The following is a 26,062-nucleotide window of genomic DNA, read 5'->3' as shown; positions in this document are numbered from 1 at the left end:
CTTAACTCCTCACGGGCTAAACGCCCCGCTACCGCTAACAGCATTCCTATGCCCCATGCCCCATGCCCCAGTTCTCAGTATTTTCCCTAGTCCTTAATCGAAAATTTATCTTATACTTACGTCTACTTATGTAATAGATAATTGAATTTTTAACAATCCAGTAATGTATCTTTATTAACTACCTACTAAACTAGAAGGAAAATATTATATAAGAAAATACCAAGTAATAAAATCTATGTTGTCTTCAGAAGGCGAACTCACAAATAGCACAGCTAATAGGCGGCAAGTGCTAACCGCTACACAAACTAAGTGGGAGCAAGAAGGCGAACGCGAGCAAATATTCCAGCTAATGGATAGTTTTTTATCGTTTGAAGCTTGTCTTTACCATCAAATTTTGCCTTTTGGATTAAAAGACAACAAGCTATTGCTAGGTATGGTTCATCCACAAGACGCTGAGGCACTAGATTATGTTAGTCGTATTGCCTCTTATATGAATTGCACGCTGATAATTGAAGCGATCGCAGCTGACGCTCACCGCAGAATACTGTCAGCCTACCTCAACCACAAGAATATATCCCAGCTAGATACTCAACAAGCGGATCGGGAAATAACAGTTACCATTGTTGACAGGTTCATTGCCTCTGGTGATACTTACTCTGAATCACAGCACCTACCAACATTCATACCACCTGAGACACAAACAAATGAGGATTCTCGGCAGGCGATAGATTTGCCATCCCCAAATCAAGATAATCCTCCTCAAATTTCTACCTTCTTGACCACCGGAAATACAGAACGACAAAGGGATACATCTGAAGCCTCCGTAGTAGAAAATCTACTTATCCTGCCAGTGGAAATTCCCGAAATGTTTAGTCCTGTGGAAGTTCTGCCAACACTTCCACCCAAAAGATTACTAGAAGAATTACTAGGGCGAATTTTGGCAGGGGGAATTGGTCGGTTATATCTAGAAAGGCAACCTTACGAAGGCAGGATACTATGGAGTGACAATGGAGTATTGCAGTCTGTGTTAGACAAACTGCCCCTCTCTGTTTTCCAAGGAGTGCTTAATGAATTAAAGCGGTTTGCTTCCCTACCTATTACCAAGGTTGTAGAACCCAAACAGGTAGAGAAAGAATGTTTGTATCAAAAAACCCGCTTGCTATTACGCTTGCGAGTTATGCCAGGAATCTACGGAGAAGAAGCCACACTCCAAGTTTTGCGGGGAGCAGCATTAAAGTTTTATCAGCAACAACAGTTAACGCGTTTAAGCCGCGATGCCTTAGGAATTTCTCAGCAGCTAAGCTTCAAATTACATGAACTACAAGAACGCCTTTTTCTCAATCGCGGCCTTGACTCTGAACAATTAGAGGCTTTAGTTACCCTGAATCAACTAGTGAAAAGTTTAGACCAACAGCTCAAAAAACTAGCACTAGAGGGCGATCCACCGACAAACAGCAAATCATAAGTCTATCAGTGAAACCGCTGATTTCGATCGCAATACATAATTGTTATGTTGTAATCGAACTCTGAACTGACCAATCTAAGAAGGTTAGAACAAATAAATATAAATCTTACGTCTGTATTCTACGTAAGATTACGGTTGAAAGAAACTTATAGTAAGCAAGCTAATTTTCCGTTTTTAAATCCATATTATTGCAAATATTTCATGCAAACAGAGGTTTTTAGTGAACTTTTCCCCTTAATGAGTACAGCCAACCCACAAACTTTGGAATGGTTACTCAACGTTGCAATTGAACATGAATACCCAGGTGGGCGAGCTGTTCTCATGGAAGATGCTTGGGGTAATGCCGTTTATCTCGTCGTTTCCGGTTGGGTGAAAGTCCGACGTACCATCGGGGAAGATTCAGTAGCTCTGGCAATTTTTGGCCGTGGGGATTTTTTTGGAGAAATGGCAATTTTAGATGAATCTCCCCGCTCAACGGATGTTATTTCCCTTTCACCTGTAAAGTTACTTAGCATCTCTAGAGAGCGTTTTATTCAAATATTGTTTAAAGACCCACAATTACATCACCGAATGTTGCAATTGATGGTACGGCGACTACGGCAAATTAACCTGCGCTTGCAAATGCGGTCTTCACCACCAGCAGTCAAACTCGCTCATACCTTAGTGACTTTAGGCGAAAGCTATGGTCAAGAATCGAACCAGGGCAGAGAAATTTTTAACATTCCCTTTAAAGATTTGGCAGAGGTGACAGAAATCGGTGTTGAAGAAACCACCAAAATCATGGAAAAGCTGCATGAAAAAGGGTGGATTAACATTGACAGCACCAACAACATTACTTACCTTGTAAACTTCAAACAGTTGATGAACTTGGCAGGTAGAGTGTAATTATTTTGCTGATTACCCATTGTCTACTAGCAAACTGTTCAACATTTAAGTTGCATAACTAGGGTGGTCTTTTCGGCTCACCCTACAATAATTTGATTTCATCTGAATTATGCAATTGAGATGTTTTTTAGTTCAAATAAAACTCATTTTTATCGACTACCCTACGGATAAATCTGAGGGGTTCTAAATCACTGCACGACTATAGTAGCTTAACAGCTTGTTTAATTAACTACTAGTTTATTAAACTGGTGTCTGTGTTGTATTTCAAACACAAACTTAAGATTGCTCGCGTATTTAGATTGGCATAATCAAAAATAGAAACTCCAGAAATGACTAGAGCTTCATCTTTACCACCGAATTATACTATTCGCCAAGCTCGTAATATTGATATTCCAGCAATATATCAAATTATTCTCTTGGATATTAATGATTTAAAAATTTTAAAAATTTTAATTATTTTTGCTCTATTTATAGCAATAGGTATTTTTTTAATCTTTTCTGCTATGTGTATTGCTATTGGAAATTGTTCTCTTAGCTTTCAAGATTTTTGGATAACTCTAGTAATAATACCACTAATAGTAAGCGGTTCAATATTAATAGCTTCCTTTATACAAATAGCAAGTATTTTTCATAGACAAGATGGCTCAATAGTTTTGTTGATAGAACACCATAATCGCTTGGTAGCTTATGCTATACAGTCTCAAAAACATAGCTATTCGTTGTTGAATTCTTTACATGTTAAATCTGATTATCGCCGCCTTGGGTTGGGGTCTTGTTTAGTACAAAACCTTGCAAGCGTAGGAGTTAGACCAATTTATGTGTTCCCTACACCTGATTCATTAAGATTTTATATACGTCATGGTTTTATTTTAGTCCAAGAGCAAAATCTTTCACCCGAACTCCGCAGAAATAGCAGATGTTTAGGTTTGATATAGCTCAGATATTCAATACAAAACGCTACAACCGCGAGTTGCTCAGGTGAGTATCAGTTTTTTCCTAAATATAGATTTGAAACAGGCAAAAAAGACCTCTCACAATATACCCAATAATTTACTCAAATTGCGGCTACATCACTGATAAAAATGTGGCAGCCGCTCAAGAGTTTTCGTTCTATGGTTTTTAGCCGTGGGGCACACGGTCAAAATGCTTGGCGAGGGTAAATTCGTTTTCTACACCATAAAGCAAAAATCCCCCAGCTTATAGCCGTAGGGAATGTCAAAAACTACCAACTTGGTTGAGTTTTGCACCCGAAATTAGTATTTTAAACTATATTTTCAATCAACGAGTCAAAATATTTATCCGAATCTGCCGCTGACGTAATCTCTGGTATATTCCTGCTTAGGATTGTTAAAAATCTGCTCTGTCAAATCATATTCCACCAGATATCCCATTTTTGAGCCGCTTTCCGTTGCCTGTGCATTGAAAAAAGCTGTCATATCCGACACCCGTGCAGCTTGTTGCATGTTGTGGGTGACGATAATGATGGTATATTGGGACTTTAGTTCTTGGAGTAATTCTTCAACCCGTAAAGTTGAAATTGGGTCAAGGGCTGAGCATGGTTCATCCATTAGCAGCACCTCTGGTTGAATTGCTAGGGCACGAGCAATACACAAGCGCTGCTGTTGTCCACCAGATATAGATAGACCACTTTGTTTGAGTTTGTGCTTCACTTCATCCCACAAAGCAGCTTGTCGCAAACTCCGCTCTACCAATTCATCCATATCACCTCGATAGCCATTAATCCTAGCTCCAAAGGCGATGTTTTCATAAATTGATTTCGGAAAAGGGTTGGGTTTTTGAAACACCATACCAATGCGGCGGCGCAATTCTACCGTGTCAATTCTTTTGTCATAAATATCGGTTTCACCGAAGGTAATTCTTCCCTCAATGTGTGCGCCGGGAATCAAATCGTTTAAGCGATTAAAACATCTTAGTACAGTGCTTTTCCCACATCCAGAAGGGCCAATAAAGGCTGTGATTTTGTTTTTACCAATGTTTAAGTTAACATCACGAACTGCTTTAAAATTACCATAGAAAACAGATAATTGTTCAGCTTGCAATATAGTCTCGGATGTAGCAGTTGTTGAGTTTAATACCATAAAAAAGTTGGAGAAATACTGAAATTTCTTAGCTCATTTAGCGAGACTGCTGGAATTTATTGCGTAGATATATAGCTGATGAATTCATCAAAAGCAGCACAATCATCAAAACGATAATGCCAGCAGCAGCATTCTGGTGAAAATCTGTTTGAGGGCGAGAAACCCAGTCAAAAATTTGAATTGGTAGTGCTGTGAAAGAACTTTGCAAGCCTTTTAAAGAAAGTTCAGGCAAGAAAGTTATGAAACCAACAGCCCCAATTACAATCAACGGAGCTGTTTCGCCGATCGCTCTTGAAAGTGCCAAAATTGTACCAGTCAGAATACCTGGTAAAGCAATGGGAAAAATTTGTTCTCTGATGATTTGCCACCTATTCGCGCCAAGGGCAAAACCTGCTTGCCGCAAGCTATCAGGAACAGCACGCAACGCTTCGCGAGTAGTAATGATGATGATTGGTAAAATCAATAAGCTCAAGGTTAAAGCACCAGCTAGCACACTACGTCCTTGAGTAATTGGTTCCATCACCCGTACAAAAATTTGCAAACCTAGCAAACCATAAATAATAGATGGGACTGCGGCTAAATTTGCAATGTTGATTTCAATTAACTGAGTAAACCAGTTATCTTCGGCATACTCTTCTAAGAAAATGCCTGCGCCTACTCCTAAGGGAAAGGAAATTAAAGCCGTTATTACCAATAGCCAAATAGTACCAACTAAAGGAGCTAGTATCCCTGAAGATGAGGCACGACGAGAGGAAAAACTCGTCAGAAAAGACCAATTCAAACGCCCAAGACCGTCAATTAAAACATCAATTAGCAAAATAGCTAACACCACCAATCCAAATATAGTTGCAACCCAAGTAGCGATCGTAAAAATTTTGTCGAGGTTGTAACGCTTATCGATTGACAGATCGAAGTTACGATTTGCACCAGAGTCAAAGGCATTTTTAGATTGAATATTGCTTTTTATCATTCGTATTTCTCCCGGAAGCGGCGAACAAACCAGTAACTAAAAATATTAAGAGCTAAGGTTATGAGAAATAATGTCATACCCACTGAAAAAATAGTTTTATATGCCAGTGAACCCGCTGGTGTATCTCCTTTACTGACTTGGACAATGTATGCTGTCATTGTCTGAATTGGTACTAGCGGATTGAAGCCCAATTGAGGATTTTGGCCAGCCGCTATGGTAACAATCATTGTTTCACCAATGGCACGGGAAATCGCCAATATGAAAGAAGCTACTATCCCAGATAAAGCTGCTGGTAATACTACTGAAATGATTGTTTCCCGCTTCGTTGAACCCAATGCATAAGCGCCTTCACGCAAACTACGCGGAACAGAATAAATAGCGTCTTCACTTAAAGAAGCTACCAGAGGAATAATTGAAACTCCCAATACTAAACCCGCACTCAGAGCATTAAATCCCTGTATTCCAGGGATGAATTTTTGCAGGAAGGGTGTAACTGTCAACAATGCAAAGTAACCAAAAACAACAGTAGGCACCCCTGCCAAAATTTCTAGGGCTGGCTTTAGCCATTTACGAAGCTTAGGTGGAGCATACTCACTCAAGCAGATAGCTGCTAGTAATCCCAGTGGTAACGCCACTACGATCGCAATTATAGATATCAACAAAGTGGCGCTAATTAGCACCATGATGCCAAATTGCTTATTGGCAAACAATGGTGTCCATTGGGTGTCTGTTAAAAACCGCCAGATGGAAACTTCTTGAAAAAATGATACTGTCTCAAAAATTAATGTTAAAACAATCCCGATGGTTGTTGCTACGGAGACAAACGCAAACAAGGCAAACAAACTTTTGACACCAAATTCAATTCGCTTACTCAAAGCCCGATTGGGCTGCCATAAGTTGGAATTACTTGGTTGATTAGATAACGGATTGGAAGTCATTCGGGGACAACCTCATAAATTCAAACTTCCTTTTTGGAAAAATTGCCCTTTTGCTGGAAATTTAGCTCAACTTTCAATACAAGTAAGGCTTAAATCAAGTTGGCTTACTTTGCGAAGGATAGCTACTTCCAGCTACTAGGGCTGAGTCTTACAATTGTGGTTAGAAAGTCAAAGGAGTCTTTAGACTAACTATTACTTTTCTTTTTTGAGAAGGTCTTTAAGGGTGACACCCACTTGAGAACCCTTACCCTCAAAAACTGAGCCTACTGTTCCCTTGTTGAAGCGTGCTTCAATTTCAGGGAGTAGGTCGCTAGGTAAAGGCACATAGCCCACTTCTGTAACTAGCTTTTGGTTAGCTGGAGCGTAATTGAAATCAACGAAAGCTTTGACATCAGGACGCGTCGCCACACTTTTCTTGACATAGATAAATTCTGGGCGAGAAAGCGGCTGATAAGTACCATCACCGATAGTTTGAGGGCTGGGTTTAATACAGCCTTTACCACCATCAATACCAACAAGCTTTAATTTGTCTTTGTTGTTTTCGTAATAGGCATAGCCAAAGAAGCCTAAACCGCCTTTGTCAGCGCTCACACCTTGTACCAGAGTATTGTCATCTTCACTAGCAGTGTAGTCTCCGCGGCTTTCCCCTTCCTTACCTACAATTGCTTGGGTGAAATAGTCGTAAGTACCGGAATCAGTTCCAGGACCATACAAACCGATTTTTTCAGCAGGGAATTTCGGATTAATCTGGTTCCATTGGGTGACTTTGCCTTGAGCACCGGTTTCCCACATTTTCTTGAGTTCATCAACTTTCAGGCACTCAACAAAATTATTTTGGGGGCTAACCACTACTGACAGACCATCGTAAGCAATGGGCAGTTCAATGTACTCGATATTGCCTTTTTTACAGAGTTCTACTTCCTCTGGCTTAATTGGGCGGGAAGCATTAGAAATATCAGTTTCACCCGCGCAAAACTTTTTGAAACCGCCACCTGTACCAGAAGAAGCGACAGTTACTTTGACACCAGGATTCGCCTTTTGAAACTCTTCTGCCATCGCCTCAGAAATAGGATAAACGGTACTAGAACCATCCACCCTGACTGTTCCAGATAAATTCGATCCGCTTGCTGTATTGGTGGCTGGGGTAGCGCCGCCTTCAGCTGCTGGGCTAGAGTTGTTAGAAACCTGATTGTTTTCGCCGCCGCAAGAGCTAATACCAATTGCCAAAGCAACTAGAGGAGCAACCAACCGCACCTTTGAAGAGAACATAAGGATCTTTATAGATGATGCTATGGATTAACAGTATGAACATTAGCATTTAAGAGTGACAGAAAGGTTAACAAACGGTTAAGTCAATCCTAATACATACTCAAAAATGCTAAATTTTCAAGTCAGTAAAAGCACATTTTGATTATCAGTAATAGTATAAAGCGTGATTTAAATTATACTACTATCTTCCCCAAAATAAACTAAATACAGATAATTTGGGTAAGCTAAAAATATTTCTAGAAATTTGCACATTTTTAAATTAAATTATGACTACATATTAGCAATCAAATATCAATCAAGATACAGGTTTAAGTTTAGGTATTCGACTGAAAGATTAGAAGCCCTACATACTATTTTGGTTCTGCGAAGAGCTACAACCAAAGCTAAAGTGGGAAAGTTCATATATTAATGTTTATACTGGTTGCTATTGGTTTTTTCTTTTGCCTTTCCTTGGTTGCCTGATAAATGTTTGCTGCTTCCAACCAATTACTATGGTCTATGATTGGCTTACTCCTGACAATGGGTGGTACCTTCCTAGAAGCTTATGGCATCACTTCACCTTGGAGTTGGAGTCAGCACGGAATTCAGACTTTTTCTTTAGGTGTAACTTTTCAAGTTGGTGCAGTACTCCTCGTGGGCTGTTTGGGGGGTAAAAATGCTGGTGCGCTCTCGCAAATTGCCTACTTGGTCATGGGGTTAACCTTATTGCCAGTATTTGCCGATGGTGGTGGTATTGGTTATGTCAAGCTATCTCAGTTTGGCTATTTGCTAGGTTTTATTCCTGGAGCTTGGATTTGTGGTTTGTTTGCCTTTAAAGCTAGACCACGACTAGAAACCCTGGCTTTTAGTTGCATCTGTGGGTTGTTAACTCTCCACCTATGCGGTATTAGTTATTTGATTATTAGCTATCTTTTTCAGTGGAAAGGCACAGAAAATCTACCTTTGATACAAGCAATTCTCAGATATTCTTGGTTTGTACTCCCAGGTCAACTAACTGTAGTCTGTGCTGTCACTGTAATAGCATATGTATTGCGTCACTTAATGTTTTATTAGTCATTAGTCATTAGTCGTTTTTTCAATGCCCAATGACCAATGCCTAATGATGCCAATCGCCTCAAGTCAGAAAACCCGCCCACGGCGCTAGCTTCTCAATGCCCAATGACCAATGCCCAATGACTAATTTGCCATGCGTTTAAAAAATCGCCTTTTCTGGATTTCTGCCTTTATAGCTTTTTTCTTAGACCAAATAACAAAATACTGGGTGGTGCAAACCTTCAGTTTGGAGCAAACAGTACCACTTTTACCTGGGATATTTCACTTGACTTATGTCACTAATACTGGTGCGGCTTTTAGTCTGTTAAGCGGGAAAGTAGAATGGTTGCGCTGGTTATCTTTAGGAGTAAGTTTAGTATTAATAGGACTGGCGTTGTTTGGCCCGACGTTAAATCTGTGGGATCAGCTAGGCTATGGCTTGATTTTAGGTGGAGCTATGGGCAATGGTATCGATCGCTTTGTTTTAGGCTATGTCGTTGATTTTTTAGATTTTCGCCTGATTAACTTTGCTGTATTTAATGTGGCAGATTCATTTATTAGTATCGGTATCGTTTGTCTGCTAATTGCCTCGTTGCAAAAAACACCAACTTCAACTGGCAGGTCGGATTAAACTATTAAGCCTGGGATGATTCATCCCAGGCTATCGATCGTTCAAACCCTTTGTCAATCATATACGCGAAAACTTGATTTCTGGGTTTGAGTTATTTAATTTAGTAACTTACACCAATTACTACAACTGGTGTAAGATGCCAAGATCTACAGCGATCGCTAACCCCAAATCAGTATGGAGATCTAAATTTAGTTGCCTGTACCAGGGGTATTGGGCGAGGTAGAACCTGGAACTGAACTAGGAGAGCTAGGAGTTGGTTCAGAAGAGCCATCAGAAGGAGTGCTACTTCCTGGTGTTGGAGCTACATTGCTAGGAGTACCAGAGTCAGAAGGAGTACCACTTCCTGGTATGGGAGCTATATTGCTAGGAGTGCCAGACTCAGAAGGAGTATTGCTAGGAGCGCCAGACTCAGAAGGGGTAGTACTTCCTGGTGTTGGAGTTACATTGCTAGGAGTACCAGAGTCAGAAGGAGTACCACTTCCTGGTATGGGAGCTATATTGCTAGGAGTGCCAGACTCAGAAGGGATATTGCTAGGAGCGCCAGAGTCGGAAGGGGTGGCTCCTGGTGCTGGAGTTGTGGTAGTGCCATCAGGAGTGCCAGAACCGGATGGAGTGACGTTTCCTGGTGTGGTAGTGCTATCGGGAGTAGTGGTTTGCGATGGCGTGGTTTCTGCTGGAACTGTAGTGCTACCAGGAGCAGTAGGTGTGACTGCTGTACCACCGCCACAGCGGGAGTTAAGGGGGAAATACTCGCACAGAATTTTCTTACCTTCTGGCGACAGCTTGATTTCCGTTGGTGAACTAGTGGAGGAGTCGCTACTGGATTGGGCTATGGGGGATTTACTGGATTCAGCTACAGCAATATTAGTGGTAAGTGCCAAAGATAGAGCTGTACCAATCAGGGTCAGAGATTTTCCCATCATTATGAAATTAACCTCAACGGAACACTCGCACTATTAAAACAGACAATAAGATTTAGAAAATCTTCCTAAAAGAGGATATTTAGGTTTGTTTCAAAATATGTTGATATGTAAAACTAGTAAAATTTAAATCTGTTGTTTATCAATGTTTTGTGCCCATGAATACAAGTTTATGAATAGTATTTATAGTTATTGAGCATAAAAACCTGTATCCAATAACCACTTGAGATTTGATAAGCAAAATCCTCTATCAGCAAAAAAGCAATAAAAAGCACAAGTTATTGTTAGTTATGAAATATATTTAGGTATAAAATGAATCTAAAAACTCATCTAGCCAATTTATTCTTTGGCTTATGAGTAAAATGATGGAAGATTAACATCTAAGTTGTAGTTCGTCCGATTCTTCACTAAAAAGTGTGATGTAAATAGCCGATGAGTTCTCCCCAACCCCCTCACAAGCCACAAACGTTACTAGGTCAACTGACTCAAGCAGTACATACAATTCAAGCTAGGGTTGATTTTTCCAAATTGGCGCTCAAGCCGAATGCCAAAGTGCCGGAACTTTGGGTGCAGGATGCGGGGGCGGACAAAGCAGAGGTATATCCACTGTTGGGCGATCGCTACGTTCTCGGTCGTAGCTCCAAATCCTGTGATATTGTCATTCGTAACCCTGTTGTCAGCCAAATTCACCTATCGCTATCGCGCAATTCCACTCAGCGCACACCAGTTTTCGTCATCAAAGACGAAAATTCTACCAATGGCATCTATCGTGGCAAGCGCCGTGTCAATTCCCTGGAATTGCGTCATGGCGATATTCTCACCTTAGGCCCACCAGAACTCGCCGCTTCTGTAAGATTGCAATATGTCGATCCACCACCTTGGTATATCAAAGCTGCAACCTGGACAGGTTATGGCATCGGTGGTGTTAGTGCCCTGTTCGCCTTAGTGATTGGCGTCGAATGGCTAAAATTTTCAGTCAGACCCCTACCCACAACTACACGCGCCCCAGTAGTTGTTTATGCCCGTGATGGGAGTACCCCCCTGAGAGAGCCTCGGACTACCTCTCACGTGGACATGAAGCGATTAGAGGAATTTGGCCCTTACTTGCCTGCTGCCGTGGTTGCTTCCGAAGATAGCCGTTATTATTGGCATTTTGGGGTCGATCCGTTGGGAATTTTGCGAGCAGTATTGATTAATAGCCGCAGCGGAGATGTCCAACAAGGAGCCAGCACAGTTACCCAGCAAGTCGCCCGCAGCTTGTTCCGCGATTATGTAGGCAGACAGGACACCTTGGGACGTAAATTGCGAGAGGCAATTGTCGCCCTGAAGTTAGAAACCTTTTACAGCAAAGACGACATTTTGCTGATGTACTTAAATCGGGTTTTTTTGGGTGGGGATACCTCTGGATTTGAGGATGCAGCGAGATATTACTTTGAAAAGCCAGCTAAAGATTTAAGTTTGGCGGAAGCTGCAACATTGGTAGGAATTTTACCAGCCCCCAACGCTTTCGATTTTTGTGGGGATGGGCCAAATAAGCTAGAAACTGCCGAATACCGCAATCGTGTGATTAAGCGGTTGCTGGAGATGGGCAAAATCAAAGCAGAGGACGCGAATCGAGCCAGACGCTCGACTGTTCAAGTTAGTCCAAAAGTTTGCGAACAGCAAGCCAAAACCATTGCTCCTTACTTTTACAATTACGTTTTCTCTGAGTTGGAATCAATTTTGGGGGAGGGAGCAGCAAGAGAAGGCAACTATATCATTGAAACCAAACTCGATCCAGCCATCCAAAGCCAAGCAGAAGCCGCATTGCGTAATTCAGTAAATAACGCTGGTGCAAGTTTTAACTTTTCTCAAGGGGCAGTGGTTACCCTTGACTCCAGTACCGGTAGTATCCTGGCAATGGTAGGGGGAACTGATTACAAAAAAAGTCAGTTCAATCGTGCAACCCAAGCTAAAAGACAACCAGGTTCGACCTTTAAAATCTTTGCTTACACCGCCGCTATTCAACAGGGAATTCCAGAGTCAAAAAGTTATTCTTGCGCTCCTTTAACTTGGCAAGGCTTTACTTACAAACCCTGTCGTGCTGGTGCAGACGCCAGTTTAGATATTGCCACTGGGCTAGCTCTTTCGGAAAATCCCATTGCTTTACGAGTTGCCAGAGAAGTTGGCTTGGATAAAGTGGTTTCTATGGCCCAGCGTTTGGGGGTAAAGTCCTCCCTCGATCCTGTTCCTGGGTTGGTACTGGGTCAAAGTGTAGTTAATGTTTTGGAAATGACTGGTGCTTTTGGTGCCATTGGCAATCGCGGTGTATGGAATCCTCCCCATGCCATTAGTCGTATTTTAGATAGTGGTGATTGCCGCGATCGCAACGATCTAAAAACTTGCCGTGTCATCTACTCCTTCGATCAAGATCCAGACGCTAACAAAAGAGTTTTGCCAAATGGTGTGGCCGATGAAATGACCAGTTTAATGCGCGGTGTAATCAGCAGAGGTACTGGTCGTAGTGCCTCCATTGGATTGGGGGAAGCTGGTAAAACAGGCACCACTGATAAAAACGTTGACCTATGGTTTATAGGTTTTATTCCCAGTCGGCGACTTGTAACTGGTGTTTGGCTGGGAAACGATAATAATTCCCCCACATCTGGTAGCAGCGCTCAGGCAGCTCAGTTATGGGGAAATTATATGCGCCGGATTACAAGGTAAATGGGCATTGGGCAATAGGCAATAGGCAATAGTAACTTAATTCTCTTCCCCATGCCCAATGCCCCAATCCCCAATTACTGATATCCCTGCCAAGGACTGATTTCCAATTTGCCATTAGGTTTGAATATCACTTGGAAGTGGGCAAGAGGTTCTTTGTTATTGGGTGGCGCTACATTGGAACCGTAGATGGCGTTAAACATCTGGGGAAGCGGTGTTTCGCGGAAATAGTCAAAGGCAACTTGGTTGAGTGGTTCATAGTCAGCAATTACACCATCTTTGTTGACAGCTACCCGATATTTTAAATCTCGCGTAAATGTAGGGGTGCCGCTCCAAGCTTGGCGAACAGTATTATAAAGTTTTTGATTTAAACCTTTGACTATATTAGAGTCAGTAATTTTTGTACCCACCACCTCTGGTGTTCTAGCATATCCGCGCCAAGGGCTGACTTGTAGCACACCGTTTGTAGTAAATACTACTCGGAATTGGGCGATGGGTTCATTGGAAATGGGAGCACGGTTAGCAGGGTTGTAAAGTAAGTTAGGTAGAGGAGTTTGCCCTATTCCTTGATTTGCTTCTTGATTTACCGCTTTATAACCAACGATCGCTCCATCCGCAGCTACACCTATACGATAGATCAAATCTTGTTGCAATCCTGAGCGATTAGTCCAAGCTGGATGAATTTGATTATACACTTGGCGATTTAATGCACGCAGTTGAGATGGGTCGGTAATTTCCGAAACTGTATTTATAAGTGCTTCTAAATCTTTAACTGCTGGCTGGGTAGTAGTCGTAGGTGTTGGTGTGGGAGACGCAGCAGCTATGGGCGTTGCAGCCGACGTGGGAGTTGGATCTGCTGATGCTGAAGGGGTGAGGTTCTTGGTTGTCGAGGTCGTTTGCCCATCAGGCTGAGGCTGTGGTGGACGGATTTGCGGAGGTGGAATCAAGTTAAAAGCGATCGCTGCTACTGCTAAACTTGATACTCCCACAGCAGCCGGAACCGCCTGCTTGATTAAAGCTTGGCTAGCACCACCATAGCGTCTGGTAACTGGCTGTAGTTCTAGGGAAAGTTCTGGTAAAGTTTGGCTATCAGCAAAAAACTGATCTACTGCTTCCACTAAATCAAACAACTGCACCGTACTCAAATCTATTTCAAGAGGCGGACGTTTAGAATGGCTTTGATGAGACTCGAAGCCTTCTGGTGCGCCTTCTGAATGTACAATTAATCGGTGTCGGTTGCTGTCTATTTTTTGAAACTCTACTAGCTCTGACTCGTGGTTGTGGGCTTGGGGATTAGGTACATTACTTAAAAATTCTTGGGCATAGCCACTAACTGCCCTCACCAAACTTTCAAAAAACTCCCGCCCTCCAGTTAGAGGTTGATTATATCCAGATAAATAACATTCGGCATTTACCAATATAGATAATTCCGGGCGCAGTTCTTGGAAGTGTGCAGCCCTAGTGACATCACTTAATCCTTCTAAAAGCAGTGTACAATTAGGTAAACTGTACTTACGTTGAATATTCATTCCACTTCACCATCAAACAGACTAATCCAGAACCGCTGCATTCCAGCCGTACCAGTACAAAATAGTAATTGCCCTAACAAATTTATCGCTAGGTCATCTAATTTTTCATCGGAAGTTAATGCCAGGACACCAGAACGCCGGGCATTCATCCGGCTCTTAAAATGCGCTCTAAACCGCTCTAGATAGTTAGATAGCCGCAAATTCTGTTCTAAGGGAATCTGCTTTTCTTCCATCTGTTGACACAACATTAATAGCTGCCGAATCACAACAGTTAAACGCCGTGCTATGTAACAAGCAATAACTACTAAAGCTTTGGCTTCCATAATAGTTAGGGGACGGCGCATGTGCGCTCTGCGTAGTGGGTTAGAGCTACGCATCCGCCATAAATTCACCCGATCTTTAACAATTCCTTTAAGATCCAACTCTTGAGCAAAAGCCAGGATTGCTTCAGAACCACCAAGCTCTAAAGCTTCAATAGCAAGTAAAATAAGGTCAATTTGCAACCGGGTTCTTCGAGGACATGTTTGTCCGGCGATCGCAGGATCTGGTAAAGTGTCCAGAATCATCGGCAGTGAATCTTGAGTTGGACTTTTCAACGGCGTTAAACTTGCAGAAACATTCATTCTATAAATACCTTGTGCGCTTGTGACAGACTAGGTAAAACAAATTTAAGATAAGTAGCCAAGACTTGAACATTAGACTTATGGCAGTAGTCATAACTACCCGATATATACATTACTTAACTCTTTCTACTCAAAGGATTCCCTATATTGAATTCAAAACTTTAAAACATCACTTAATTCACCTCATTTATTAGTGCTATACCTTTTCTAGCTTGGTTTAGTTTCTAGTTATCGTCAATCAAGGATCAAGGTTTAGCCTCTACACCCAGCGTATGACATTATAGTGTACGATTTTTCACGTATCTGGAATTGGGCATTGGGCATTGGGCATTGGGCATTGGGCAGGGGAAAAGGTTAAAGGTTAAAGGGAAAAGGAATAAATTTAATCTTTTTCCTTTTCCCCTTACCCCTTTCCCTTTCCCCTTGTCCTCTTCCTATGCCCCATGCCAAATCTCCATTCCCTACTCTTATTCTATGGATTTGAAGTCTCTGATTCGTGACATCCCAGATTTCCCCAAACCTGGAATTTTATTTCGGGATATTACTACTTTGCTGCGCGATCCAGAGGGATTGCGCTATACTATTGACTTTTTAACACAAAAATGCATAGAAGCTGAGATGACGGTGGATTATGTCATTGGTATGGAGTCGAGGGGATTCATTTTTGGCTCACCTCTGGCTTATAAACTAGGAGCTGGTTTTATTCCAGTCCGCAAAAGAGGTAAGTTACCATCAGCAGTTCACTCAATTGAGTATCAACTAGAGTATGGTACAGACTGCCTAGAAGTACATCAAGATGCTTTACACGAGGGTAGCCGGGTTTTGATTGTAGACGATTTGATAGCTACTGGTGGAACTGCGAGTGCAACAGCAAACTTGGTGCAGAAAATTGGCTGCGAACTAGTAGGTTTTGGGTTTATTATCGAGCTACGAGATTTAGAAGGACGCAGACATTTGCCAAATGTGCCGATTATTTCTTTGGTTGAATATTAATGTAATTAGTCATTAGTCATTGGGCATGGGGCATTGGACAGTCAACAGATAACTGTCATCTTTGCACCTCCCCTGCTTCTTCGGTCACTGACCATGAAACATAACCCAACTGACAACAAACAACTAAACAAAGTGTTATGACATCTACGGCAAAAATTTCTTTAGCAACGGGTTGGGATTGGCTGATTAGGCTAGTCACAAGTGAAACTTTTATATACGTAATGAAGCGGCTGTTGCAGGCATTACTGACTTTGTTTTTGGCGTCGGCGCTGTCGTTTCTGGTTATGCAACTTGCTCCGGGAGATTTTGTCACCCAATTAGAAGCAGATCCCAAAAAATCTAGAGACCAAATTAAGGCTTTACGGGAATTTTGGGGTTTAAATAAGTCCTGGGTGGAACAATATTGGCTTTGGTTGTGGAATATTGTATCGAGAGGCGACTTTGGCCCGAGTTTTTCTTATAAACGCCCAGTAGTATCCCTGTTGTGGGAACGAGTACCAGCAACATTGCTGTTAGCGATCGCTTCTTTGATTGTAACTTGGGCGATCGCCATTCCCTTGGGCATCATCGCTGCCATCAAGCAAAATCGCTGGGCTGACCGGGTTTTACAAGTCGTTAGCTACGCTGGGCAAGGATTTCCCAGTTTCATCACCGTTTTAGTGCTGCTTTTCTTTGCTCAAATCACCTCGCCGTTATTCCCGGTAGGTGGTATGACTAGCATCAATCACTCGGAACTGAATTGGTTTGGTAAAATCCTTGATATTGGCTGGCACATGATTTTACCCACCATCGCCCTCTCAATTACTAGTTTTGCTGGTTTACAACGCATCACTCGCGGCGAATTGTTAGATGTTCTGCGTCAAGATTACATCCAAACCGCTCGTGCTAAAGGACTGCCAGAAAACCGCGTAATATATGTTCACGCTCTCCGCAACGCTGTCAACCCTTTAATTACTCTATTAGGCTTCGAGTTAGCTAGTTTATTAAGTGGGGCGTTCATTGCCGAACAATTCTTCAACTGGCCTGGTTTGGGACGATTGACTTTACAAGCTGTAATGTCTCAAGATTTGTATCTGGTCATGGCCAGTTTAGTCATGAGTGCAGTTTTGCTAATTGTTGGTAACTTAATTGCTGACTTAATGCTTAAAGTAGCCGACCCGCGTATTCGTTTAGAAAATCTGAATTAGTCATTGTTATTCTTTCTTCCTCTGCTTCCCAGTCCCTACTCCCTACTCCCTAACCCTTCCATGTTGTCCGAAGTCTATTACCTGGTGCGCTCAAAAAGTGATGGTCGTTACCTGACAGCTCGTCCCAATGCTGATGCATCAGGTTATCTATTATTGTTTCGGGAAAACTTTGATGCTCTTAGTTATCTGAACACCCATGCAGCAGAAGTGGCAAATCGTTTTGCAATAGAATCGATTCCGGGTACACAGTTGGGGAGTCTGCTCAAACGCTGGGGTTTTACTGGCGTGGGCATTGTAACTGACCCGTTATTGCCCAAAGTTGAGTTTTTACAACATAGTTGAAAACTAGTTTTGCCATTTTGAGAAAAAGCAGCTTATTCAATACCTTTGCACGCTTAATCTCAGAATAAAAGAATATGTTAACTAAAATAAAGAGGCGATCGCACAAGTAAAATCAGGCAACATCGGTGAATTTAGTTCATCACCATTGAACAATGTTGCCGCTAACTTTAAACTCCCTTGCTCGCGCCGATAAACTTCCACTTGTTGTTTGTGCCAATCCACAATCCAATATTCTCTCACTCCCCTTGAAGAGTAGAGCTTCAGTTTAAGTTCCCTATCCCGCTTTTCGTTGTCGCTACCAAGAGATAGTACCTCTACCACTAGTTCTGGCGCACCAGTCAAATGTCCCGCCTCGTCTAAAAGTAAGGGCAATCTTTCATTACTAACCCAGACTACATCAGGAATCACATTATCATTCTCACCAAAAATTACTCCTGGAGCAGGTACAACCTGTCCCAATGAAGTGGCTTGTGACCAAGTATCCAAAGGAGCAATAATTCTCGCACAGGCTTTTTGATGATTCCAGTGAGGCGCTCTGGTCACAAACAATTCTCCGTCAATAATTTCATAGCGGTTTCCGTTATCTGGAAACAATTCTAAATCGGCGGTAGTCCAGCGCACTCTCTCAGATATCGGCTGGTTCATAAATCATTTCTGTTAAGGTATTCAACTATTTTAGCCAGAGTGGGCATGGGACATTGGGTGGGGTGAAATTCTCTTGCCATCTCCCCAGTCCCCAATCCCTAGTCCCCAGTCCCTACACCACTACCTTTTCTTTTTCCAAAATCAACTTAGAACGCTTCACTTGTTCAGGAATGGCTACTGGATAATTTCCAGTAAAGCAGGCAGAACAAAAACTATTGGTGTCTTCTCCTGTTGCTGTTAGCATTCCCTCCCAGCTGAGATAAGCGAGGCTATCTACTTCCAGTTGCTTGGCGATTTCTTCTACTGATTTAGTGGCAGCAATTAGCTGATCTTGAGAATCAGTATCGATGCCATAAAAACAAGGATGAGTCACTGGTGGAGAAGAAATTCGCATGTGTACTTCTATTGCACCCGCCTCACGCAAAGTTTTCACGAGTTTCCGACTGGTAGTACCGCGCACAATCGAGTCATCTACGATGATCACTCTTTTACCAACCAGCACATCTTTGAGGGGGTTGAGTTTCATCTTGAGACCTGATTCGCGCATGGTTTGGGTTGGTTGAATAAAGGTTCGCCCGACGTAGCGATTTTTAATCAGTCCTTCCATGTACATGACACCGGAAGCTTGGGAAAATCCAATGGCAGCAGGGATACCAGAATCAGGAACACCAAACACTATATCGGCATCTACAGCAGATTCTTTTGCTAGTTGCCGCCCTAAGCGCATCCGGTAGCTGTACAAACTCTCGTTATGCATAACGCTATCGGGGCGGGCAAAGTAAATCATCTCAAAGATACACAATTTCCGCTGGGGCTGTTGACTCCAGTGGTAAGAAGCCAAACCTTCTTCGGTAATCCAAACTAATTCACCAGGTTCTACATCCCGCAGGTATTCGGCTCCAATGATGTCTAAACCACAGGTTTCGGAAGCTAAAACGTAACGGATGGGATTACCAGCCAAAGTCCCAATTACCAAAGGACGAATGCCATTGGGGTCGCGCACTCCCATAACGCCAATGGGAGTGCCAATAACTAAACTAAAAGCTCCTTGGCAGCGATGAAACGCCTTAATTGCACCTTCTAACCAATCTGCACCTGCATCGATGGCTTGGGCGATCGCAAAAGCAATCATTTCTGAGTCTGTTGTCGTCACTAAGTTGCATTTGTCTTCCAACAACTCTTGACGCAATTGCACTGTATTGACTAAATTACCATTATGTGCTAATGCTATTGAACCCAAGCGAGTTTCAATGACGGCGGGTTGAGCGTTAACTTTGCGGCTAGAACCTGTAGTCGAATAACGAGTGTGACCAACAGCATGGCTACCAGGTAACTGTTCTAAGATGGATTCGTTGAATACTTGAGACACCAAGCCCATATCTTTGTGGAGATGGACTTTCGTACCCTCAAAGGTGGCAATACCAGCTGATTCTTGACCCCGGTGTTGGAGGGCATACAATCCAAAGTAGCTTAGTTTAGCAACGTTTTCTCCTGGTGCGTAAATACCGAAAACACCGCAAGCTTCTTCTGGCTTGTCGGGACGATTTTCATAACTATTAATTGGGTTGTTGGTCTGGTCGGGGTATTCATCCGAAGTGACAGAATGAATAGAAGTCATGCTAGCTTTGCTCCTGGTGGGGGGTCAGTCAATTTTGGATTTTAGATTTACGATAGTCGTTAGCGAGTCTGCGAGCGTCTTTTGGATTGACCGCACCCTAGAAGGAATACGGCTAGATAATTTGAGATTTGTTGAACCTGCTGAAGACGGATGATACATTAACTAGAAAAAGTACTCTCAATCCAAAATCTAAAATCTAAAATCTAAAATTTGGTAGTCGAGTCACTGGGATTATGTCGATAGATAGTCGCAGAGTTCTTAATAAATCTTTAACCATCCATTAAAACAGTACCGTAATTTTGTTCACAAAGATTAATAAATTAGGAGTAAAGACGCGATTAATCGCCTGTGTACAGGAGATATAAGTTAAAAGTTAGGGTTTTTATTCTTAACTCCTGACTCTCAACTCCTAACTTTTGTAATTTCACTCCTAACTGCTTCAACTGGGAGTAGTGGTTTGGATGGCGAGACGCCTGGCGATCGCCTGAGAATAACGATCGCTTATATGTTCAATATTAACTTTGATTAAGGGTTGGTTGTCAGTGGTTAAAACCCCCAAACCCGTCTCGAAATTACCGACTATGCCGAGTTTTTGCCACTGTTGACCCAGATGTTCCTGTAAGTATGATTCCCAAATTTCTTGGTGTTCTGGTGTTATGGAAACTAAAATTCGGCTCCCACCTTCAGCAAACAGTACCTCGTCTAAACGCTTTAATTGAGTTGGTGTTATTTCTAAATTGATTTGGGCGCCGAGGTTGCCAGAGATGCAACATTCTGCTATTGCGATCGCTATTCCTCCCTCAGCACAATCGTGGGCAGAACGTACCCAACCATTACGAATTCCATCACGACAAACTTGCTGTACCCGACGTTCCAAGTCAAAATCTATTTGTGGCGGTTTTCCGGCAACAGTACCGTGGATGGCGGCTAAATATTCAGATGCTCCTAAACTGAGTTGGGATGTTACGGGCAATCCCAGAAGGTAAATCACATCACCTGCTGTTTGCCAACCTTGACCACAAATTTTGCTGATATCAGGAATCAAGCCCACCATACCCACAACAGGAGTGGGATAAATTGGTTGGGGAGTCCCTTGGGAATCAAGGGTTTCATTGTATAAAGAGACATTTCCACCTGTAACAGGTGTTGCTAGTTCTCGGCAACCTTCTGCTAAACCGCGACAAGCTTCTGCTAATTGCCAGTAACCAATTGGTTTTTCTGGAGAGCCAAAATTCAAATTATCTGTTACCGCCAGAGGTTCAGCACCCACACAACTCAGGTTGCGTGCGGCTTCCGCCACCACTGCCTTAGCTCCTTCATAGGGATCGAGGTAAACATAACGAGAATTGCAGTCTACAGTAGCTGCAACTGCGGATTTTGGATTTTGGATTGGGGATTTTAGATTGGGGATTTGTTCTAGTGGACGCAAACGAATAACAGCCGCATCTGCGCCACCTGGTAGAATTACGGTATTGTTTTGTACTTGATGGTCGTACTGACGATATACCCAATTTTTAGAAGCGATCGTCGGTGTATCAAGCAAAGTTAAGAGAATATCATTCCAACTTTGCAGGCGTCCTTCGAGTTCGATTCCAGCAATTGTAGAACTAGGCAAAGAATCAGCAGTCCACTGCCAAGCTTGACGCGCATATTCTGGTGGTTCTGCCAGCAATTCCCTTTGATAAAGTGGGGTATTTTCCGCCAAAGCCTCAGCGGGAATTTCAGCTGCTACTTTACCTTGATAGAGAATTCGCACAATGGGTTGAGCAATCACTGTACCAGCAACAACAGCATGAAGTCCCCAACGGTGAAAAATGTCGATTAACTCTTGTTCGCGCCCTTTGTGGGCAACAAACAGCATCCGTTCTTGAGATTCTGAGAGCAAGTATTCATAGGGAACCATCCCTAGCTCCCGCACGGGAATTTTATCTAAATCCAGTTCAATTCCCACACCGCCTTTTGCCGCCATCTCGGATGTAGAACAGGTGATTCCTGCTGCTCCCATATCCTGGGCGGCGACAACTGCACCTGTTTTAAAAGCTTCCAGACAAGCTTCAATTAACGACTTTTCCAAAAACGGGTCACCCACTTGCACAGCAGGACGGTCATCCATTGATTGTTCAGTCAATTCTGCACTGGCAAAACTCGCGCCTCCCATACCATCGCGCCCGGTGGTGGAACCAACATACAATACGGGGTTTCCGAAACCAGATGCCCCAGATTTAACAATTTCTGGGGTTTCCATTAACCCCAACGCCATCACATTCACTAGGGGATTACCAGAGTAAGCAGCATCAAAGTAAACTTCACCACCAACGGTGGGTACTCCCACACAATTACCGTAATGAGAAATTCCTGACACTACACCAGTAAATAATCTTTGGGTTTTGGCATCTTCAAGGGAACCAAAACGCAGCGAGTTTAAGATGGCAATGGGACGCGCACCCATCGTAAAAATATCCCTAAGAATACCTCCTACTCCTGTTGCCGCTCCTTGAAAGGGTTCGACCGCTGAGGGGTGGTTGTGGGATTCTATCTTAAAGGCTAGTTGCAGTCCGTCACCTAAATCTACAACACCAGCATTTTCACCAGGCCCCACGAGAATGCGGCGACCTTCGGTAGGAAACTGTTTGAGTAAAGGTCGAGAATTTTTATAACAGCAATGCTCTGACCACATTACCCCAAACATTCCCAGTTCGGCTTTGTTGGGATGACGCCCTAAACGACGGACAATTTCTGCGTATTCTTCTGGCTTTATACCTTCGGCGGCGATTTCTTCGGGGGAAAAGGGAGCAGGAGATGTGGCAGTCATGGAAATAATGCACCAATTGTACAGAGCATTATTCTATCGATTTACTTGCCCTGTAAGTGCAGTTCTAGGATGGTTTATGGCTAGACATGGCAAATAGGTTCAATAAATAAATCTACTTAAAGATAGATGTTTTGGTATTTCCAAAGATAGATTATAAACTCAGCATTGGTGATAGCTAGTTCAAAAATTTCTGGTAAAAACACAGGATTATCGTGCTTCTACCAACGTATTTGTATAATTGTTAAAGTGAATTTAAAGCTGAAAAAGTATCTCATCATGAGTATTTAAGTTGCATAAAACTAGGGCTGTTACCCTTGACTGCAAAAGAATCACTGAAGAATTAATGACGATGATCTCACCAGTAGTAAAAACTCAGAGATAGGAAATAAGCCTGGCTACAAACCACAACGACATTTTCCCAATGGCAAAGGAATAATTGTCGGATGTCAGTTAAATGAGCGTATCTATTACAACCCTACATTTATTTGCTATCTATTTGTGTATATACTCTTAGTCCAAAATTTGTACAGACTGACTAGAACTCAGAGATTATTCGGGGATATGCAGTTTTGCTGTAACAATCAAGTGACGACAATCACACTTATACATGATTAGGATCGTCTCATTGCGATCGCCAGCTAGGCATAATTAAGGACAACTGAACTCTAGCCGAGTCATTAATAGGGAACACACTAATTACCGACAGCCTTTATCAAAGACTGTCGGTTTTTTGTTATTAATCACTGGGCATGGGGCATGGGGCATTGGGCATGGGAAGAGGCTCTAGGGGCACAGGGGAAAGAGTGCTGGAACTACTCCTCTGCTCCCCATGCCCAAATAAAATTTCCCCACAACTGGTTGGTAACTTGACAGAGATTTAGCCATAGCTACTACCAAATGTGGGGAAGTTAAGATTGAATTAGTAATCTTATGCCTATGGAGTGCTAAAATTTTACACTCACTCTAGTAGAACAAAAGTATCTATTAGAATCAGCACAGACTTTGTATTAAGACATCGCTTGAATGATGTAATCAAAGTATGGCCCAGCTTCAGCAGCATCTTCCGCACTCAGTAGGCCAAGGGCGGCTGTTTTAAGGGAACTGATAGCTTCTACCATTCCGGGTACGGGAACACCCAATGAATTGTACATTTCACGCACACCAATCAAACCAATTTTTTCAATTGGCTCTTTGTCGCCAGCAAGTACACCATAAGTAATTAGGCGTAAGTACCAGCCAAAATCACGGATACATAGAGAGCGTTGGCGTTCCCCGTAAGCATTACCACCAGGAGAGATAAAATCAGGACGCTTTTGCCAAAGTTGTTTGGTTGCTTCCTGGACTATCTTTTTTTCATTTTCAGCTAACGTAGCAGCAATGCGCGTCCGTTGTACACCGGTTTGCAAAAAGTCTTTGATATTTTTAAGTTCGCCACTGCTGGGATAACGCAGTTCGTCGTCAGCTTTGAGAATAACTTGGCTAATTACAGTCATGATGATTGAAATCACCTTAAATATTATCTGCTAGTTTAGCGAGTCTGAGGTACACAAGTGAAGGGGGAGTGGGGAGACAAGGGGAAAAGGGGACAAGGGGACAAGGGGACAAGGAGCAAGAATAATTGTTGATTCGTAACTCAGCACTCCCAATGCCCAATGGAGTAATAACTAATAATTAATGAATAAAATGATTTGGCAACAAGGTGAATTAATTGAAGTAACGATCGCCGATCTGAGTGATACTGGCGATGGGGTGGGACGGGCTAACGAACGTGTAGTATTTGTCCCGGATACAGTACCAGGCGATCGCGCTATTGTGCGTTTAGTACATGTTAAACCAAAATATGCCCAGGCTAAGCTACAGGAGCTATTGCAACCATCTCCCCATCGCATCCGCCCTGCTTGTATTGTGGCTGACAAGTGCGGTGGTTGCCAGTGGCAGCATATTAATTATGATTACCAGCTAATAGCTAAGCAAAATCAAGTCATCCAAGCAATGGAGCGCATTGGCGGTTTTACCCAACCACCAGTAGATCCAGTACTGGCTGTCGGTTCTGCTTTGGGTTACCGAAATAAATCTACTTATCCTCTGGGCAAGTCGGCAACAGGACAGGTACAAGCTGGTTATTACCAAAAAGGTAGTCACCAATTAATCAACTTAAATCAATGTCCAGTCCAAGACTCGCGTTTAAATCCCATGCTTGCCGAAGTTAAGCAGGATATCCAACAGCGGGGTTGGCAAATTTACGACGAACATCGCCACCTTGGGCAAATTCGCCATTTGAGTTTACGCATCGGCCGCCATACTGGCGAAATGTTGCTGACTTTAGTAGTTAAGGACTGGAATTTACCAGAAATTGCAATCCAAGCCCAGGAATGGTTAAAGCGTTATCCGCAGTTAAGGGGAGTATGCCTGAATCGCAATGGCGATCGCACAAATGCTATCTTTGGAGTAGAAACCCGTTGCATCGCTGGAGTACCCCACCTGCGTGAAAAATTTGCTGGACTGGAATTTCAAGTGCGCCCAGATACATTTTTCCAAGTTTATACAGAAACAGCAGAGGCATTATTGGAGGTAATTCAGTCAGAACTCAATCTTCAAGGACATGAATTTCTCGTTGATGCCTATTGTGGTATCGGCACTTTGACTTTGCCCCTGGCTAAACAAGTACGTCAAGCCATAGGTTTAGAAGTGCAACCAGCAGCCGTGGAACAAGCTATTTTGAATGCCGAGCGCAATGAAATTAATAATGTAACATTCCAAGTCGGCGCAGTTGAGAAATTGCTGCCAAAAATGGGCACAATACCAGAGGTCGTAATTCTCGATCCACCACGTAAAGGATGCGATCGCGGTGTCATAGACACTTTACGGCAATTGAAACCATCTCGGATTGTTTACGTCAGCTGTAAAGTAGCCACCCTCGCCCGCGACCTGAAATTACTCTGTCAAGATGGGCAATATAAGATCGCACGGGTACAACCTGCTGATTTTTTCCCCCAAACTGCTCATGTGGAAGCTGCTGCCTTTCTTGTGCTATCACATTTGGATAAGGATGCTGATTCCTTTAAAAAAATTGAAATTTCAAATTTCTAGTCTAGTGCATACTAACAATGCTAAAATCGAATTAAGCTAAAAATAGAAATTCATTTTGTTTAAAGAAATTAAAAAAGTTGCATCGACTCCTAAAAGTATGAATTGGATTGTGTAAATTACAAATCGGCAGTTAACTAGAGTATGCCAATACTCGATGAAATTAATAGCACTTTTCTAAGTTGCTCATTCCTCGATCGAATTTATTAAAGCCGTTATATATCCGACCAATCCCAATTCATTCATAAAGTCAATGCTCCCTAGCATTTTCAAAATTTAGTTTTAAAGACGCAAGTTTGAAGGCAGCATGACCACCT

21 protein-coding genes and 1 pseudogene are annotated in these 26,062 nt (G+C 42.5%); 12 read left to right on the top strand and 10 right to left on the bottom strand.

Features of this window, described 5'->3' with window-relative positions:
• Window positions 1-235: 235 nt before the first annotated feature.
• The 3 genes and pseudogenes from H6H03_RS42235 to H6H03_RS15465 all read left to right on the top strand — a co-directional run.
• A pseudogene (locus H6H03_RS42235) lies at window positions 236-493 on the top strand (GspE/PulE/PilB domain-containing protein); the annotation flags it as partial.
• Window positions 494-1,666: 1,173 nt separating this feature from the next.
• Complete coding sequence (locus tag H6H03_RS15470; RefSeq protein WP_190955975.1) at window positions 1,667-2,350, top strand: Crp/Fnr family transcriptional regulator; 684 nt, start codon at window positions 1,667-1,669, stop codon at window positions 2,348-2,350.
• 329 nt (window positions 2,351-2,679) lie between these two features.
• Window positions 2,680-3,285 carry a GNAT family N-acetyltransferase gene (locus H6H03_RS15465; protein WP_190955974.1) on the top strand — a complete coding sequence of 202 codons (606 nt, stop codon included), beginning with the start codon at window positions 2,680-2,682 and terminating at the stop codon, window positions 3,283-3,285.
• Window positions 3,286-3,645: 360 nt separating this feature from the next.
• Here H6H03_RS15465 and pstB read toward each other — a convergent pair whose 3' ends face one another.
• The 4 genes from pstB to H6H03_RS15445 all read right to left on the bottom strand — a co-directional run bounded on the left by pstB (window position 3,646) and on the right by H6H03_RS15445 (window position 7,626).
• Window positions 3,646-4,449 carry a phosphate ABC transporter ATP-binding protein PstB gene (gene pstB / locus H6H03_RS15460; RefSeq protein WP_099068826.1) on the bottom strand — a complete coding sequence of 268 codons (804 nt, stop codon included), beginning with the start codon at window positions 4,447-4,449 and terminating at the stop codon, window positions 3,646-3,648.
• 37 nt (window positions 4,450-4,486) lie between these two features.
• A complete protein-coding gene (gene pstA / locus H6H03_RS15455; protein ID WP_190955973.1) occupies window positions 4,487-5,419 on the bottom strand; it encodes a phosphate ABC transporter permease PstA in 933 nt (310 codons plus the stop codon).
• Window positions 5,416-6,357: a phosphate ABC transporter permease subunit PstC gene (gene pstC, locus H6H03_RS15450; RefSeq protein WP_190955972.1), complete on the bottom strand. Its 942-nt coding sequence runs from the start codon at window positions 6,355-6,357 to the stop codon at window positions 5,416-5,418. Before pstC ends, pstA begins: the two co-directional genes overlap by 4 nt.
• Before the next feature lie 192 nt (window positions 6,358-6,549).
• Window positions 6,550-7,626, bottom strand: coding sequence for a PstS family phosphate ABC transporter substrate-binding protein (locus tag H6H03_RS15445; protein ID WP_190955971.1), 1,077 nt, complete (start codon window positions 7,624-7,626; stop codon window positions 6,550-6,552).
• A 465-nt stretch (window positions 7,627-8,091) separates the two neighbouring features.
• On the opposite strand from H6H03_RS15445, the gene H6H03_RS15440 reads away from it, so the two are divergent.
• The 4 genes from H6H03_RS15440 to H6H03_RS15425 all read left to right on the top strand — a co-directional run bounded on the left by H6H03_RS15440 (window position 8,092) and on the right by H6H03_RS15425 (window position 12,912).
• On the top strand, window positions 8,092-8,679 hold the full coding sequence (locus tag H6H03_RS15440; protein ID WP_190955970.1) for a biotin transporter BioY: 588 nt from the start codon (window positions 8,092-8,094) through the stop codon (window positions 8,677-8,679).
• A 133-nt stretch (window positions 8,680-8,812) separates the two neighbouring features.
• Complete coding sequence (gene lspA / locus H6H03_RS15435; protein WP_096536813.1) at window positions 8,813-9,289, top strand: signal peptidase II; 477 nt, start codon at window positions 8,813-8,815, stop codon at window positions 9,287-9,289.
• Window positions 9,290-9,481: 192 nt separating this feature from the next.
• Window positions 9,482-10,249 carry a hypothetical protein gene (locus H6H03_RS41785; RefSeq protein ID WP_190955969.1) on the top strand — a complete coding sequence of 256 codons (768 nt, stop codon included), beginning with the start codon at window positions 9,482-9,484 and terminating at the stop codon, window positions 10,247-10,249.
• Window positions 10,250-10,641: 392 nt separating this feature from the next.
• Window positions 10,642-12,912 carry a transglycosylase domain-containing protein gene (locus tag H6H03_RS15425; protein WP_190955968.1) on the top strand — a complete coding sequence of 757 codons (2,271 nt, stop codon included), beginning with the start codon at window positions 10,642-10,644 and terminating at the stop codon, window positions 12,910-12,912.
• Window positions 12,913-12,986: 74 nt separating this feature from the next.
• Here the strand turns inward: H6H03_RS15425 and H6H03_RS15420 are convergent, their stop codons facing one another.
• Window positions 12,987-14,438: a DUF4335 domain-containing protein gene (locus H6H03_RS15420; protein WP_190955967.1), complete on the bottom strand. Its 1,452-nt coding sequence runs from the start codon at window positions 14,436-14,438 to the stop codon at window positions 12,987-12,989.
• On the bottom strand, window positions 14,435-15,061 hold the full coding sequence (locus tag H6H03_RS15415) for a DUF3038 domain-containing protein (protein WP_190955966.1): 627 nt from the start codon (window positions 15,059-15,061) through the stop codon (window positions 14,435-14,437). The genes H6H03_RS15420 and H6H03_RS15415 overlap by 4 nt, the downstream gene beginning before the upstream one ends.
• Before the next feature lie 474 nt (window positions 15,062-15,535).
• Between H6H03_RS15415 and H6H03_RS15410 the strand changes: the two genes are divergently transcribed.
• From H6H03_RS15410 to H6H03_RS15400, 3 genes are all read left to right on the top strand, one after another.
• Complete coding sequence (locus tag H6H03_RS15410) at window positions 15,536-16,054, top strand: adenine phosphoribosyltransferase (protein WP_190955965.1); 519 nt, start codon at window positions 15,536-15,538, stop codon at window positions 16,052-16,054.
• A 137-nt stretch (window positions 16,055-16,191) separates the two neighbouring features.
• Entirely contained in the window at window positions 16,192-17,241 is a 1,050-nt protein-coding gene (locus H6H03_RS15405; RefSeq protein WP_190955964.1) for an ABC transporter permease, read from the top strand.
• Between the two features lie 60 nt (window positions 17,242-17,301).
• Complete coding sequence (locus tag H6H03_RS15400) at window positions 17,302-17,583, top strand: hypothetical protein (protein ID WP_190955963.1); 282 nt, start codon at window positions 17,302-17,304, stop codon at window positions 17,581-17,583.
• An 81-nt stretch (window positions 17,584-17,664) separates the two neighbouring features.
• Here the strand turns inward: H6H03_RS15400 and H6H03_RS15395 are convergent, their stop codons facing one another.
• Both H6H03_RS15395 and purF read right to left on the bottom strand, forming a co-directional pair.
• Complete coding sequence (locus tag H6H03_RS15395; protein ID WP_190955962.1) at window positions 17,665-18,228, bottom strand: Uma2 family endonuclease; 564 nt, start codon at window positions 18,226-18,228, stop codon at window positions 17,665-17,667.
• 112 nt (window positions 18,229-18,340) lie between these two features.
• A complete protein-coding gene (gene purF / locus H6H03_RS15390; RefSeq protein WP_190955961.1) occupies window positions 18,341-19,846 on the bottom strand; it encodes an amidophosphoribosyltransferase in 1,506 nt (501 codons plus the stop codon).
• On the opposite strand from purF, the gene H6H03_RS15385 reads away from it, so the two are divergent.
• On the top strand, window positions 19,845-20,000 hold the full coding sequence (locus H6H03_RS15385) for a hypothetical protein (protein WP_190955960.1): 156 nt from the start codon (window positions 19,845-19,847) through the stop codon (window positions 19,998-20,000). The genes purF and H6H03_RS15385 overlap by 2 nt on opposite strands.
• 285 nt (window positions 20,001-20,285) lie before the next feature.
• On the opposite strand, the gene purL is transcribed toward H6H03_RS15385, so the two are convergent.
• Window positions 20,286-22,658: a phosphoribosylformylglycinamidine synthase subunit PurL gene (purL, locus tag H6H03_RS15380; RefSeq protein ID WP_190955959.1), complete on the bottom strand. Its 2,373-nt coding sequence runs from the start codon at window positions 22,656-22,658 to the stop codon at window positions 20,286-20,288.
• Between the two features lie 1,007 nt (window positions 22,659-23,665).
• The gene (locus H6H03_RS15375; protein ID WP_190956056.1) at window positions 23,666-24,151 is read right to left on the bottom strand and encodes an allophycocyanin subunit alpha-B; all 486 of its coding nucleotides are present in this window, start codon (window positions 24,149-24,151) and stop codon (window positions 23,666-23,668) included.
• Window positions 24,152-24,332: 181 nt separating this feature from the next.
• Between H6H03_RS15375 and rlmD the strand changes: the two genes are divergently transcribed.
• Window positions 24,333-25,748: a 23S rRNA (uracil(1939)-C(5))-methyltransferase RlmD gene (rlmD, locus tag H6H03_RS15370; protein WP_190955958.1), complete on the top strand. Its 1,416-nt coding sequence runs from the start codon at window positions 24,333-24,335 to the stop codon at window positions 25,746-25,748.
• Window positions 25,749-26,062: the final 314 nt, after the last annotated feature.

It is taken from the genome of Nostoc paludosum FACHB-159 (assembly GCF_014698835.1).
Taxonomy (GTDB): domain Bacteria; phylum Cyanobacteriota; class Cyanobacteriia; order Cyanobacteriales; family Nostocaceae; genus Nostoc; species Nostoc paludosum.
This window is presented reverse-complemented; position numbering and strand designations above follow the sequence as displayed.

Bases quoted from the DNA above. Each gene is read 5' to 3' on its own strand.
- H6H03_RS15385 (WP_190955960.1), top strand. From the start codon at position 19,845: ATGCTAGCTTTGCTCCTGGTGGGGGGTCAGTCAATTTTGGATTTTAGA.
- H6H03_RS15400 (WP_190955963.1), top strand. From the start codon at position 17,302: ATGTTGTCCGAAGTCTATTACCTGGTGCGCTCAAAAAGTGATGGTCGT.
- lspA (WP_096536813.1), top strand. From the start codon at position 8,813: ATGCGTTTAAAAAATCGCCTTTTCTGGATTTCTGCCTTTATAGCTTTT.
- pstA (WP_190955973.1), bottom strand. From the start codon at position 5,419: ATGATAAAAAGCAATATTCAATCTAAAAATGCCTTTGACTCTGGTGCA.
- H6H03_RS15405 (WP_190955964.1), top strand. From the start codon at position 16,192: ATGACATCTACGGCAAAAATTTCTTTAGCAACGGGTTGGGATTGGCTG.
- H6H03_RS15470 (WP_190955975.1), top strand. From the start codon at position 1,667: ATGCAAACAGAGGTTTTTAGTGAACTTTTCCCCTTAATGAGTACAGCC.
- H6H03_RS15395 (WP_190955962.1), bottom strand. From the start codon at position 18,228: ATGAACCAGCCGATATCTGAGAGAGTGCGCTGGACTACCGCCGATTTA.
- H6H03_RS15440 (WP_190955970.1), top strand. From the start codon at position 8,092: ATGTTTGCTGCTTCCAACCAATTACTATGGTCTATGATTGGCTTACTC.
- H6H03_RS15445 (WP_190955971.1), bottom strand. From the start codon at position 7,626: ATGTTCTCTTCAAAGGTGCGGTTGGTTGCTCCTCTAGTTGCTTTGGCA.
- purF (WP_190955961.1), bottom strand. From the start codon at position 19,846: ATGACTTCTATTCATTCTGTCACTTCGGATGAATACCCCGACCAGACC.
- H6H03_RS15425 (WP_190955968.1), top strand. From the start codon at position 10,642: ATGAGTTCTCCCCAACCCCCTCACAAGCCACAAACGTTACTAGGTCAA.
- H6H03_RS15465 (WP_190955974.1), top strand. From the start codon at position 2,680: ATGACTAGAGCTTCATCTTTACCACCGAATTATACTATTCGCCAAGCT.
- pstC (WP_190955972.1), bottom strand. From the start codon at position 6,357: ATGACTTCCAATCCGTTATCTAATCAACCAAGTAATTCCAACTTATGG.
- H6H03_RS15415 (WP_190955966.1), bottom strand. From the start codon at position 15,061: ATGAATGTTTCTGCAAGTTTAACGCCGTTGAAAAGTCCAACTCAAGAT.
- H6H03_RS15375 (WP_190956056.1), bottom strand. From the start codon at position 24,151: ATGACTGTAATTAGCCAAGTTATTCTCAAAGCTGACGACGAACTGCGT.
- H6H03_RS15420 (WP_190955967.1), bottom strand. From the start codon at position 14,438: ATGAATATTCAACGTAAGTACAGTTTACCTAATTGTACACTGCTTTTA.
- purL (WP_190955959.1), bottom strand. From the start codon at position 22,658: ATGACTGCCACATCTCCTGCTCCCTTTTCCCCCGAAGAAATCGCCGCC.
- pstB (WP_099068826.1), bottom strand. From the start codon at position 4,449: ATGGTATTAAACTCAACAACTGCTACATCCGAGACTATATTGCAAGCT.
- rlmD (WP_190955958.1), top strand. From the start codon at position 24,333: ATGAATAAAATGATTTGGCAACAAGGTGAATTAATTGAAGTAACGATC.
- H6H03_RS15410 (WP_190955965.1), top strand. From the start codon at position 15,536: ATGGATTTGAAGTCTCTGATTCGTGACATCCCAGATTTCCCCAAACCT.